Source organism: Streptomyces sp. NPDC058221 (assembly GCF_042882365.1).
In the GTDB taxonomy this organism is placed as follows: Bacteria; Actinomycetota; Actinomycetes; order Streptomycetales; family Streptomycetaceae; genus Streptomyces.
Genome location: NZ_JBHVWF010000035.1, coordinates 20,438 through 32,765, shown reverse-complemented (window position 1 = coordinate 32,765; position 12,328 = coordinate 20,438). Strand labels below are relative to the sequence as shown.

General features: G+C 67.6%; 10 protein-coding genes. 6 read left to right on the top strand and 4 right to left on the bottom strand.

The annotated features are described in order from the left end of the window. Positions 1–25: 25 nt before the first annotated feature. Positions 26–658 (bottom strand): single-stranded DNA-binding protein, encoded by a 633-nt coding sequence (locus ACFVW8_RS14340; RefSeq protein WP_389689634.1) that lies wholly within the window; start codon positions 656–658, stop codon positions 26–28. 74 nt (positions 659–732) lie between these two features. Next, on the bottom strand, positions 733–1,023 hold the full coding sequence (gene rpsF / locus ACFVW8_RS14335) for a 30S ribosomal protein S6 (protein WP_018101872.1): 291 nt from the start codon (positions 1,021–1,023) through the stop codon (positions 733–735). 279 nt (positions 1,024–1,302) lie between these two features. On the opposite strand from rpsF, the gene ACFVW8_RS14330 reads away from it, so the two are divergent. From ACFVW8_RS14330 to ACFVW8_RS14320, 3 genes are all read left to right on the top strand, one after another. Beyond that, the gene (locus ACFVW8_RS14330) at positions 1,303–1,617 is read left to right on the top strand and encodes a hypothetical protein (RefSeq protein ID WP_389689632.1); all 315 of its coding nucleotides are present in this window, start codon (positions 1,303–1,305) and stop codon (positions 1,615–1,617) included. 189 nt (positions 1,618–1,806) lie between these two features. Next, the gene (locus tag ACFVW8_RS14325) at positions 1,807–2,925 is read left to right on the top strand and encodes a lipid II:glycine glycyltransferase FemX (RefSeq protein ID WP_389689630.1); all 1,119 of its coding nucleotides are present in this window, start codon (positions 1,807–1,809) and stop codon (positions 2,923–2,925) included. A 154-nt stretch (positions 2,926–3,079) separates the two neighbouring features. Further along, positions 3,080–4,111, top strand: a complete 1,032-nt coding sequence (locus tag ACFVW8_RS14320; protein WP_389689628.1) for an alanine racemase — start codon at positions 3,080–3,082, stop codon at positions 4,109–4,111. 57 nt (positions 4,112–4,168) lie between these two features. On the opposite strand, the gene ACFVW8_RS14315 is transcribed toward ACFVW8_RS14320, so the two are convergent. Further along, a complete protein-coding gene (locus tag ACFVW8_RS14315; RefSeq protein ID WP_389689626.1) occupies positions 4,169–5,665 on the bottom strand; it encodes a glycosyltransferase family 87 protein in 1,497 nt (498 codons plus the stop codon). Between the two features lie 135 nt (positions 5,666–5,800). After that, entirely contained in the window at positions 5,801–8,536 is a 2,736-nt protein-coding gene (locus ACFVW8_RS14310) for a transglycosylase domain-containing protein (protein WP_389689624.1), read from the bottom strand. Positions 8,537–8,937: 401 nt separating this feature from the next. Between ACFVW8_RS14310 and ACFVW8_RS14305 the strand changes: the two genes are divergently transcribed. The 3 genes from ACFVW8_RS14305 (at position 8,938) to ACFVW8_RS14295 (ending at position 12,188) form a co-directional block, all read left to right on the top strand. Next, positions 8,938–9,648 carry a PadR family transcriptional regulator gene (locus tag ACFVW8_RS14305; protein ID WP_389689622.1) on the top strand — a complete coding sequence of 237 codons (711 nt, stop codon included), beginning with the start codon at positions 8,938–8,940 and terminating at the stop codon, positions 9,646–9,648. A gap of 61 nt (positions 9,649–9,709) precedes the next feature. Then, positions 9,710–10,792 carry an inositol-3-phosphate synthase gene (locus tag ACFVW8_RS14300; protein WP_389689620.1) on the top strand — a complete coding sequence of 361 codons (1,083 nt, stop codon included), beginning with the start codon at positions 9,710–9,712 and terminating at the stop codon, positions 10,790–10,792. Between the two features lie 124 nt (positions 10,793–10,916). Further along, positions 10,917–12,188 (top strand): MFS transporter, encoded by a 1,272-nt coding sequence (locus ACFVW8_RS14295; RefSeq protein WP_389689618.1) that lies wholly within the window; start codon positions 10,917–10,919, stop codon positions 12,186–12,188. Positions 12,189–12,328: the final 140 nt, after the last annotated feature.

Here is a 12,328-nt window from a genome sequence, read left to right as displayed (position 1 = left end):
TCAAGAAGTGGGGGTACGAGCTGCCCTAGAAGGGCGGCTCGTCCGAGTAGCCGCCGCCGGATGCACCAGAGCCGCTGGAACCGCCGGAGCTTCCGCCCCAACCGCCTCCGCCGCCCTGCTGACCCCCGCCTTGCTGGCCGCCGGCCGGCGCGCTCGTGGCCCACGGGTCGTCGGCGGGAGCGCCGCCACCACCCTGCTGGCCACCAGCACCGGGACCGCCGCCCCAGTTACCGCCACCCTGCTGACCGCCGCCGCCGTATCCACCCTGGCCCTGGCCGCCCTGACCACCGCGACCGGTGGTCTTGGTGACCTTGGCGGTGGCGCTCTTGAGGCTGGGGCCGACTTCCTCGACGTCCAGCTCGTAGACCGTGCGCTTGACGCCCTCGCGGTCTTCGTACGACCGCTGCTTCAGCCGGCCCTGCACGACAACGCGCATGCCTCGCGTGAGCGACTCGGCAACGTTCTCCGCAGCCTGCCGCCAGACCGAGCAGGTGAGGAACAGGCCTTCGCCGTCCTTCCACTCATTGGTCTGCCGGTCGAAGATGCGGGGAGTGGACGCGACGCGGAACTTCGCGACCGCCGCACCGGACGGGGTGAAGCGCAGCTCGGGGTCGTCGACGAGATTGCCGACGACCGTGATGACGGTCTCGCCTGCCATGGGTGAACCTCTCGGCGGGGATTGCTTCTGGCTGCTTGCTGCTACTCGAACCCGATGACCACTGAGCTAGAAGCTCAGTGGATCTCGGGACGGAGGACCTTGGTCCGGAGGACCGACTCGTTCAGGTTCATCTGGCGGTCGAGCTCCTTGACGACCGCAGGCTCCGCCTGCAGGTCGATGACCGAGTAGATGCCCTCAGGCTTCTTCTTGATCTCGTAAGCGAGCCGACGACGGCCCCAGGTGTCGACCTTCTCAACCTTTCCTTCGCCCTCACGGACGACGGAGAGGAAGTTCTCGATCAGCGGGGAGACTGCTCGCTCCTCGAGATCGGGGTCGAGGATGACCATCACCTCGTAGTGACGCATGTGGAACCCACCTCCTTTGGACTCAGCGGCCACGGTCGTTCCGTGGCAGGAGGGTCGTGATGCGTAAGCAACAGTGTCTCCGAGTAAAACAGCCGCCACTGACAACGCCCTCCTTCGAGAAGGGGCTGACTGTGCTGGCCAGGGCAGACACCGGTGCAGACCGTACAGAGTACCTGCAGACAGGCTTCCGGTTGAAATCCGGTGGTCAGGAGACGCAATCTGTACACATCGGGTGTGAGCGGCGCCACGACGCGTCGCCTTTCGGCCAGGAGGTACTCCATGGCACACACAGTGCGATCCCGCCCTTCCGTCTCGCTCTTCGCCACGGACGGCAGGCCTCATCCGCTCCAGGACACCCTGGTGCTCGTGACGCTCGCTCTCGGCATCCTGGCGTTCGTGACGGCGATGTTCCACAGCCTGCATCTGATCAGCTCGTGGGCCGGACTCGTCGGCATTCTCACCGGTGCGTACGGGCAGTACGTCTCCGTGACGACACGGGAGAGGTTCCCGTTGATCCTCGGTATCGGCGCCGCCGCCATCGGGTTCTTCCTCGGTATGGCCCACGGCGGCCTCTTCGGCGGCGTGGTGGGCTGAGCACTCCGCAACGGTGGTTCCGGCACGGGCCCGGGGGCGGCGCAGCAGCGGAACACCGCCCCCGGCACCCCCGCCGGAACCATCCGGGTAGGACAGGGCCAGACCGCGCGCTTCCCGGTCACAGTAGGCTTCGGCGCGAGAGCCGGAGCCCCTGACCGATGGGGACACACCTGCCGAGGAGCGCCCCGCATGAGCCTGACCCTGAGGACCATCAGCCGAGAGCAGCATCTGGCGTACATCCAGACCCTGCCCGCGGCCAGTCACATGCAGGTCCCGGCATGGGCGGATGTGAAGGCCGAGTGGCGCTCGGAGAGCCTGGGCTGGTTCGACAAGAACGGCGAGCTCGTCGGCGCCGGCCTGGTGCTCTACCGCCAGCTGCCCAAGATCAAGCGATACCTCGCCTATCTGCCCGAGGGCCCGGTCATCAACTGGTACGCCCCGAACCTGACCGAGTGGCTGCAGCCGATGCTGACGCACCTCAAGCAGCAGGGCGCCTTCTCGGTGAAGATGGGCCCGCCGGTCGTCATCCGCCGCTGGGACGCCCACGCCATCAAGGCCGGCATCCAGGACCCCGACGTGAAGCGCCTGCGCGACGTCGAGGCCACCCATATCGAGCCCCGCGCCTTCGAAGTCGCGGACCGGCTGCGGAAGATGGGCTGGCAGCAGGGTGAGGACGGCGGCGCCGGATTCGGTGACGTACAGCCCCGCTACATCTTCCAGGTTCCGCTGGCGAACCGCTCGCTCGAGGATGTCCACAAGGGCTTCAACCAGCTCTGGCGACGCAACATCAAGAAGGCCGAGAAGGCCGGTGTCGAGGTCGTCCAGGGCAGTTACGCGGAGCTCGCCGAGTGGCAGCGGCTGTACGAGATCACGGCCGAGCGCGACCACTTCCGGCCTCGCCCGCTCGGCTACTTCCAGCGCATGTGGACGGCCCTCAACAACGAGGACCCCAACCGGATGCGGCTCTACTTCGCCCGTCACGAGGGCGAGAACGTCGCGGCCGCGACCATGCTGATCGTCGGCGGCCACGTCTGGTACTCCTACGGCGCCTCGGCCAACCACAAGCGCGAGGTCCGGCCCTCGAACGCGATGCAGTGGCGGATGCTCCGTGACGCGTACGCCATGGGCGCCACCGTCTACGACCTGCGCGGTATCTCCGACTCGCTGGACGAGACCGACCACCTCTTCGGCCTGATCCAGTTCAAGGTCGGCACCGGCGGTCAGGCCGCGGAATACCTCGGCGAGTGGGACTTCCCGCTCAACAAGCTGCTGCACAAGGCACTCGACATCTACATGTCCCGCCGGTGATCCGTGACACGAGGGTCGGCGGCACCGGGATCCGTGACACAGGGATCCGGGGCGCAAGGCTGACGAAACCGGCTTCATTCGTTTCAATGGGCTCTTCAAGCAGCTCCTCATACCTCTGATACACCGCAGCCACCAGAAAGGTTCCGGACCGGCCATGGCGCTCTCCCTGTACGTCGACACCGCGCGCTGGCGGGCGCACCAGAAATCCGTGCTCGACCAGTTCCCCGGCCTCGTACCGGTCTGCAAGGGCAACGGGTACGGCTTCGGCCACGAACGGCTGGCCGACGAGGCGATCCGCTTCGGCTCCGACACACTCGCCGTCGGCACCACCTACGAAGCAGCCCGGATCAAGGACTGGTTCAGCGGCGATCTGCTGGTGCTCACGCCGTTCCGGCGAGGCGAGGAACCGGTGCCGCTGCCCGACCGCGTCATCCGTTCCGTGTCGTCGGTGGACGGGGTGCACGCCCTGGTGGGCGCCCGGGTCGTCATCGAGTGCATGAGCTCGATGAGGCGGCACGGCGTCAAGGAGGAGGAGCTGGGGCAGCTGCACGCAGCCATCGAGGACGTACGTCTCGAAGGCTTCGCCCTGCACCTGCCGCTGGACCGCGCGGACGGCTCGGACGCGGTCGAGGAGGTCATCGCCTGGATGGACCGCCTGCGGGCGGCCCGGCTGCCGCTGCACACGATGTTCGTCAGCCACCTGCGGGCCGAGGAACTGGGCCGGCTCCAGCAGCAGTTCCCGCAGACCCGTTTCCGTGCCCGCATCGGTACCCGCCTCTGGCTCGGCGACCACGAGGCGACGGAGTACCGGGGCGCGGTGCTTGACGTCACCCGCGTCGTCAAGGGCGACCGGTTCGGCTACCGGCAGCAGAAGGCCGCATCCGACGGCTGGCTGGTGGTCGTGGCGGGCGGTACCTCGCACGGGGTGGGCCTGGAGGCCCCGAAGGCCCTGCACGGCGTGATGCCGCGTGCCAAGGGCGTCGCCCGCGCCGGCCTGGCCACCGTCAACCGCAATCTCTCGCCGTTCGTCTGGGCCGGCAAGCAGCGCTGGTTCGCCGAGCCGCCGCACATGCAGGTGTCGATCCTCTTCGTGCCCTCGGACGCCGAGGAGCCGAGGGTCGGCGACGAACTGGTGGCGCACCTGCGCCACACCACCACGCAGTACGACCGTCTCGTCGACCGCTGAGCCGCCCGGGGCCGCCGGTGCGCCGGCGGCCCCGGGGCGCCGGCTCCGCCCCGTTACTCAGTCGACGGCCGTCGTGCCCCGGGTGCCCCACTCCACACGCGGTCCAGCGACCGTGAACGCAGCATGGCGCGGCCGGTGCGCCGCCGCGTGCCCCAGCACGAAGACGTCCTCCGCACCGTCGAGCACCCCGCCCGACGGATCGTCCGACCCGTCGCGCCGCACGTCGTCCCGTTCCGGCATCAGGATGTCCCGCACGATCACGGCGCAGAGGTACAGCGTGCCCAGCAGGTGCAGGGCGATGGCCAGCTGGTAGCCCTCCGTCGGCAGCCCCTGGTGCTTGTCGCCGCTCGTCGTGTAGGCGAGGTACATCCAGATCCCCAGGAAGTACATGACCTCGCACGCCTGCCAGATCAGGAAGTCCCGCCAGCGCGGCCGGGCCAGCGCGGCGAGGGGGATCAGCCACAGCACGTACTGCGGTGAGTAGACCTTGTTGACCAGGATGAACACCGCGACGACGAGGAACGCGAGCTGCGCGAACCGCGGTCGGCGCGGCGCCGTCAGCGCCAGCGCCCCGATGGCGGCGCACAGCGCGACCGTGGCCAGCGTGGAGACGGTGTTGACCGTGCTGACCTCGATGGAGGAGCCGGTGCGCTGCGTGATGATCAGCCAGAAGGAACCGAAGTCGATCGAGCGCTCCTCGCTGAAGGTGTAGAACTTCTTCCACCCCTCGGGCGCGAACACCATCACCGGCAGGTTGACCACCAGCCACGACGCCGCCGCACCGAGTGTCGCCACCCCGAACGCCCGCCATTTCCCGGCCCGCCAGCACAGCACGAAGGCCGGGCCCAGCAGCAGCACGGGATACAGCTTGGCGGCCGTGGCAAGCCCGATGAGGATGCCGAATGCCAGCGGGCGGCTCCTGGACCACATGAGCATCGCCGCGGCCGTGAGAGCGACGGCCAGCAGGTCCCAGTTGATGGTGGCGGTGAGAGCGAAGGCGGGCGCGAGCGCCACCAGAAGGCCGTCCCAGGGGCGGCGCCGGTGCGTGCGTGCGACACAGACGGCGATGATCGCGGTACAGATCATCAGCATGCCCGCGTTGACGAGCCAGTACGCCTGCTCCTGGTGCTGGATCGAGCCGCCCGGCGTCAGCCAGGACGCGATCTGCATGAACACCCCCGTCAGCACGGGGTACTCCAGATACTGCATATCGCCGGGCAGCCGGTCGAAGTACGGCACCAGGCCGTCGGAGAAACCGCGTCCGGAGAACAGATGCGGAATATCCGAGTAGCACGCATGGGTGTACTGGGAGCCGGCGCCCTTGAACCAGGCCCAGTTGTAGCAGGGCAGCTTCTGCACCATGCCGAGTGCGAACATCCCGAGCGCCACCAGCGCGACGGCGCCCACGGGAGTGAGGGCGGTACTGCCGAGCCGCGCCCAACGGCCCGACCTCCCACCGACCAGCTCGCTCCCGGCGGCGGCCACCTCGTCCTCATGCGTGGGCCGTACGACGGACCGTTCCTGATGCACGCTCGTGTCCTCTGCACTTGGCATGCCGCACATCCTGCCGTACCGGACTGTGGATACGGCGAGGGCCGCCGCACCCTGTGGTGCGGCGGCCCTCGTCATGGCCTCCGGATCACCTCGCGCCGGCCTGCCGGCCGGGCGGGGTGTACTGCCTGCCGGGAGCTATCCGCCCCCGCCACCGAAGATGCCGCCGTTGCCGTTGCCGTTTCCTCCGTCGCCGGTAGGCGGACTGGCACCGCCGGCACCGCCGTTGTCCGTCTCCCCACCGGTCGAGGTTCCGGGCGAGCCGGTCGTCTCCCCGCCGGTCGTGCCGGGATCGGTGCCGCCGTTGTCCCCTCCGTCGGACGTACCGCCGCCGTTGTTCTGGCAGTTCCAGTCCCAGGTGCCGCAGGTCTCCGACGGGTCGGGCGACGGTGAGGCCGGGGTGCTCGGCGAGGGCGTGTTGGACGGCGACGGGGTATGCGTGTCGGACGGGGTGATGCTGGGCGTCGGCTTCGGGCTGCTCGCACCGCCGCCGAACACCTTGTCACCGATCGGCTCCGGCTTCGGGAAGTCGATGACGTCCTGGCCCTCCATCGCGCCGGCCATGTAGTCGTGCCAGATCCGGGCCGGGAACGAGGCACCGTGGATCTTCTCCTCACCGCCGGTCCCGTACATCTTCTGGAACTTGCGGTTCTTGTGCTTCTCGTTGTCGTCCAGCCGGTACATGCTGATCGCGGTCGAGAGCTGCGGGGTGTATCCGACGAACCAGGCCGAGAGGTTGTCGTCCGTCGTACCCGTCTTGCCCGCCACGTCGCGGCCCGGGAGCTTGGCGGGGGTACCCGTCCCTTTCTCGACGACGTTCTTGAGGACGTCGGTGACGTTGTCGGCGACGATGGTGTCGAAGGCGCGCTTGGTGACCGTCTTGTGCTGGTAGATCACTTCGCCGCCCTTCTTCACGTCGGTCACCGAGAACGGCTCGCGCTGCTGGCCGCTGGCCGCGAAGGTGGCGTAGGCGCCCGCCATGCGGATCACGCTCGGCGAGGACGTACCGATGGAGAAGGACGGAACGCTCGAGTCCGCCATGTTGTTGTCGTCCTTCAGGCCGGCCGCCATGGCCGCCTTCTTCACCTTGTCCGTACCTACGTCCATACCCAGCTGGACGTAGGGGGAGTTGGCGGAGACCTCCATCGCCTTACGAAGGGTGACGTTGCCCTCGGAGTGGTTCCCGTCGTTGCGCTGCAGCCACTCGTCGCCGTCCTCGTTGGTCCAGACGTCTCCGTTGTACTTCTTGATCTTCAGCAAGTTGTTGCCGTTGTAGACGCTCAGCGGCGAGACCTTCGTGCGTGCCGAATCGGGCTGATCCGCATCGAGCGACGGATCGCGTTTGCCGTACTCCATCGCGGAGGCCAGTACAAAGGGCTTGAACGTCGATCCGACGGCGGCGCCGGTCGGGTCGGCGTTGTTGGTGTAGTGCTTGGTCGCGTCCTTGCCACCGTAGATCGCCTTGATGGCACCGGTCTCCGGATCGACCGACCCGCCACCGAACTCGACGTTCGTGTCCTTGTCCGGGCGCTTCTTGGGGTCGATCTTCTCGTCGTAGACCTTCTTGACCGCCGTGTTGAGCTGATCGACCTTCTTCTTGTCGAAGGTCGTGTGGATCTCGTACCCGCCCTGGTTGAGCATGTCGGCGGTGACGCCACGGTCGTTGTTGTTGAGGAAGTACGACTTGGCGAGATCGACGAGGTAGCCGGTCTGACCGCCCAGCTGGGCGTCCTTCTTCGGCGGATCGGGCATCGGAAAGACCTTGTACTTGTCGTACTCGGTCTGCGTCATCCGGCCGTCCTTGAGCTCCTCGTCGAGGATCCACCTCCAGCGCTTCTTCGCCCTGGCCGTGTTCTTCGCCGCGGTGGCCTGCTGCGAGTCGACCTCCGTGGCGCCTGCCGGGTCGTAATAGCTGGCGCCCTTGAGCAGCGTCGCCAGGAAGGCGCACTCGCTCGGGTTGAGGTTCTTGGCGTCCTTGCCGTAGTACGTACGGGCCGCCGCCTGGATACCCGACGCGCCCCGCCCGTAGTACGAGACGTTGAGGTACCCGGCCATGACCTCCTTCTTGTTCCCCTGCTCACCGACCTTCAGGGTGATGAAGAGCTCCTCGACCTTCCGGCTCAGGGTCTGTTCCTGGGAGAGCCGCGAGTTCTTCACATACTGCTGCGTGATGGTCGAGCCACCCTGCGTCTGACCGCCCTTGGCCATGTTCCACACGGCTCGGCCGATCCCCATCGGGTCGATGCCCTTGTCGTGCTCGAAGGTCTTGTTCTCCGCCGAGATGACCGCGTTGCGCATCGCCTCGGGGATCTGCTCGTAGCCGATGACCTGGCGGTTCGCCCCACCACCGGTCGCAACCATCTGAGTGCCGTCGGCCCAGTAGTAAACGTTGTTCTCCGCCTTCGCGGCCTCGTTCACCTTGGGCATCGTCACCATCGCGTACGCAAGGCTGGCAACGCCCAGCAGGAGGCCGACGAAAGCGATACACAGGCCGGAGACGAGCTTCCACGACGGCACCCAGCGCCGCACACCGTGCTTGCCGGCGCGCGGGTAGTCGATGAAACGCTTCTTGACCGGGCGCTGGTTTCCGCGCCCCCGGCCCCGCCCGGGTCCCTCCGAGCCGCCGTCGCCGCCGCCACGACGCCGCCCTCCGCCGTCGGAACCACCGCGGCCGCCACCGCCGCGCTGGGCGGCGCGTCTCGCGGCGGCACGCCCGCCGTACGGGGTGTCCTCGCCGTACGAACCGGAAGGTGATTCAGAAGTGACTCCGCGTGACGGTGCCGAGCGGCGTCCTGGGGACTGCTGGGCGGCTCGTCTGGCCGCGGCGCGCCCGCCATCCTGTGGCTGCGGCGTTTTGCGACGGTGCTCGCTCATCGAACGACTACTCCTCGGGCAGGCGAAAACGCCTGGAAGCGGCAGTTGAGATCCGGTCCCCCCGAATTACGGACCAGGCCTGCGACAGGTTCGTCCACAGTGCGTCCGGTCAGCCCGCGGAGACTGACGCGGTCGGGCGTCACACGGTTCCCGGTGGTCTGCATGCCGCACAGACTACGCACGGTCAAAACCCTCCTAGGACCGAACTTCACCCCAAATTACGCAAGTCGGTTCCTACGAATTAGCGATGTGACGCCGTTCACTAAGGCACCCCTTGTCCCGGGGCGGAGTCCGATCTATCGTGCTGATGTATCGAGTCGATACATCAGCTCGCTACATCGACTCGGTACATCGGCTCGGCACAAGGACATCAAGGGCACTCGGAGAAGGAGGAGGCGAGGTTGAGCAGACGCTCAGGCATCCTCGAGTTCGCTGTTCTCGGACTGCTCCGTGAGTCCCCGATGCACGGCTACGAGCTGCGTAAACGTCTCAACACCTCGCTGGGGATCTTCCGTGCCTTCAGCTACGGGACCCTCTATCCCTGCCTCAAGACGCTGGTCGCCAACGGCTGGTTGATCGAGGAGCCGGGAAGCGTTCCGGCAGAACTTCCGTCCGGCTCCGGCCGTGCCGTCGGTCCTGCCCCCGCCTCTTCTCTGGCAGGGCGCCGCGCCAAGATCGTCTACCGGTTGACGGCGGAAGGTAAGGAGCACTTCGAAGAGCTGCTCTCGCACACCGGCCCCGACTCCTGGGAGGACGAGCACTTCGCTGCTCGTTTCGCCTTCTTCGGACAGACGGAGCGCGAAGTGCGGATGCGGGTGCTCGAAGGCCGTCGCAGCCGGCTGGAGGAGCGTCTCGAGAAGATGAGCGCCTCTCTGGCCCGCACCCGCGAGCGGCTCGACGACTACACACTTGAGCTTCAGCGACACGGCATGGAGTCCGTGGAGCGCGAAGTGCGCTGGCTGAACGAGCTCATCGAGAGCGAGCGGTCGGGACGGGACCAGCGACGGTCCTCGCCCGAGGGCTCAGCTCAGCAGAACACCGCAGGAGAGCCGGATGGCCTGCCCCGGCGGGGTAACACCCCGCCGGATCCGTCCGGCGACACCGCCAAGTGAGATCCCCGCAGATCCGCGGGGCCTCATCAGGAACATCCATTACACACAGGGAGCAACCGGAATGGGTTCGGTTCGCGTAGCCATCGTCGGCGTGGGCAACTGCGCCGCCTCGCTGGTCCAGGGCGTCGAGTACTACAAGGACGCCGATCCGGCCGGCAAGGTGCCCGGTCTGATGCACGTCCAGTTCGGCGAGTACCACGTACGGGACGTCGAGTTCGTTGCCGCCTTCGACGTCGACGCGAAGAAGGTCGGCCTCGACCTCTCGGACGCCATCGGCGCCAGCGAGAACAACACCATCAAGCTCTGCGACGTGCCGAACGCCGGCGTCACAGTCCAGCGCGGCCACACCCACGACGGCCTGGGCAAGTACTACCGCCAGACCATCGAGGAGTCCGCCGAGGCCCCGGTCGACATCGTCCAGATCCTGAAGGACCGCAAGGTCGACGTTCTGGTCTGCTACCTGCCCGTCGGTTCCGAGGTCGCTGCGAAGTTCTACGCGCAGTGCGCCATCGACGCCAAGGTCGCGTTCGTCAACGCTCTCCCGGTCTTCATCGCCGGTACCAAGGAGTGGGCGGACAAGTTCACCGAGGCCGGTGTCCCGATCGTCGGCGACGACATCAAGTCGCAGGTCGGCGCCACCATCACACACCGCGTGATGGCGAAGCTCTTCGAGGACCGGGGCGTCGTCCTGGACCGCACGATGCAGCTGAACGTCGGCGGCAACATGGACTTCAAGAACATGCTCGAGCGTGAGCGCCTGGAGTCCAAGAAGATCTCCAAGACGCAGGCCGTCACCTCGCAGATCCGTGACCGCGACCTCGGTGCGGACAACGTCCACATCGGCCCGTCGGACTACGTGGCCTGGCTGGACGACCGCAAGTGGGCCTATGTGCGCCTTGAGGGCCGCGCCTTCGGTGACGTTCCGCTGAACCTGGAGTACAAGCTCGAGGTGTGGGACTCCCCGAACTCGGCCGGTGTCATCATCGACGCCGTCCGCGCTGCGAAGATCGCCAAGGACCGCGGCATCGGCGGCCCGATCCTCTCCGCGTCCTCGTACTTCATGAAGTCCCCGCCGGTCCAGTACTTCGACGACGAAGCCCGCGAGAACGTCGAGAAGTTCATCAGCGGTGAGGTCTCCAACTGACGTCACCTGACACGGTGCGTCGGTGCGGCGCAGCGGGGAGCGGCAACGCTCCTTGACTCCCGCACCGTTGAGGGTCCCCGGGCAATCCGCCCGGGGACCCTCAACGTATGTGACCCTTGCTCCCATGCCCGTCGTGCGTGACCTGCGCGTTCTCCTGCGCCTTCGGAACTTCCGCCGCCTGCTGGCCGTACGGGTGCTTTCCCAGGCGGCCGACGGGGTCTATCAGGTTGCCCTCGCAACGCACGTCGTCTTCTCCCCGGAGAAACAGGCGTCGGCAGGAGCCATCGCCTCCGCGATGGCCGTACTCCTGCTGCCCTACTCGCTCATCGGCCCCTTCGCCGGAGTACTCCTGGACCGCTGGCCCCGCCGGCAGGTCTTCCTCTACGGCAACCTGCTGCGTGCCGCGCTCGCGTGCTGCACGGCGCTCCTGATCCTCGGCTCCGCCCCCGACTGGCTCTTCTACGCCTCGGCGCTGTGCGTCACCGCGGTCAACCGCTTCGTCCTGGCCGGCCTCTCGGCCGCACTGCCGCGCGTCGTGGACCGGGACCGGCTGGTGATGGCCAACTCCCTCTCTCCGACCGCAGGCACACTCGCCGCAACGGCGGGCGGCGGCCTCGCCTTCGCCGTGCGGCTGCTGCTGCTGGCGGATTCCGACGCGGCGGTCGTGCTGCTGGGGGCGGCGCTCTACCTGGCCTCTGCCGTGGCTTCACTGAGCCTCGCCGCCGGACTGCTCGGTCCGGAGCGGAGCAGCGGCCGCCTCCACCTGGGTAAGGCTCTGGCCGCCACCGCCCATGGGCTCGGAGACGGGCTTCGTCATCTCGCGGAACGCAGACCCGCGGCCCGGGCGCTGGGCGCCATAACGGTGATCCGGTTCTGCTACGGGGCGCTGACGGTGACGGTCCTGATGCTGTGCCGGTACGCCTGGGCTGACAGCGACTCCCGCGGACTGGCGCTGCTCGGGCTGGCGGTGGGCGTTTCCGGTGCGGGGTTCTTCGCGGCGGCGGTGGTGACTCCCTGGGCTGTGACCCGTCTCGGCCGGTTCCGCTGGATGATGGTGTGCGCGGTGGCGGCCGCCGTCCTCGAACCGGCGCTGGGACTGTGGTTCACCCCCGCACCGATGCTCGTCGCCGCGTTCGTCCTCGGGCTCGTCACCCAGGGGGCGAAGATCGCAACAGACACGGTGGTGCAGACGTCGGTGGACGACGCCTTCCGCGGACGGGTCTTCTCGCTCTACGACGTGCTGTTCAACGTGGCTTTCGTGAGCGCTGCCGCAGTCTCCGCTCTGGTGCTGCCTCCTGACGGGAGGTCGGCCGCGGTGGTGATCGGGGTGGCCGTGCTCTACGCCTTGGTGGCCCTGACGATGTTCCACTGGAGTCGGGCCGGTGACGTCCACTAGCGCTCCCGCACTATGAGGACGTCGCATGGACCGGCATCCGGAGCCGGACCGCCCGAGGGCGCTGTTTCACGTGAAACAGCGCCCTCGGCGTATGCGCTGGCGGGGGATGTTTGCCCGGTGAAAAGAACCCCCCGCGCGCG

Bases quoted from the DNA above. Each gene is read 5' to 3' on its own strand.
- ACFVW8_RS14325 (WP_389689630.1), top strand. From the start codon at position 1,807: ATGAGCCTGACCCTGAGGACCATCAGCCGAGAGCAGCATCTGGCGTAC.
- ACFVW8_RS14300 (WP_389689620.1), top strand. From the start codon at position 9,710: ATGGGTTCGGTTCGCGTAGCCATCGTCGGCGTGGGCAACTGCGCCGCC.
- ACFVW8_RS14320 (WP_389689628.1), top strand. From the start codon at position 3,080: ATGGCGCTCTCCCTGTACGTCGACACCGCGCGCTGGCGGGCGCACCAG.
- ACFVW8_RS14310 (WP_389689624.1), bottom strand. From the start codon at position 8,536: ATGAGCGAGCACCGTCGCAAAACGCCGCAGCCACAGGATGGCGGGCGC.
- ACFVW8_RS14315 (WP_389689626.1), bottom strand. From the start codon at position 5,665: ATGCCAAGTGCAGAGGACACGAGCGTGCATCAGGAACGGTCCGTCGTA.
- rpsF (WP_018101872.1), bottom strand. From the start codon at position 1,023: ATGCGTCACTACGAGGTGATGGTCATCCTCGACCCCGATCTCGAGGAG.
- ACFVW8_RS14295 (WP_389689618.1), top strand. From the start codon at position 10,917: ATGCCCGTCGTGCGTGACCTGCGCGTTCTCCTGCGCCTTCGGAACTTC.
- ACFVW8_RS14340 (WP_389689634.1), bottom strand. From the start codon at position 658: ATGGCAGGCGAGACCGTCATCACGGTCGTCGGCAATCTCGTCGACGAC.
- ACFVW8_RS14330 (WP_389689632.1), top strand. From the start codon at position 1,303: ATGGCACACACAGTGCGATCCCGCCCTTCCGTCTCGCTCTTCGCCACG.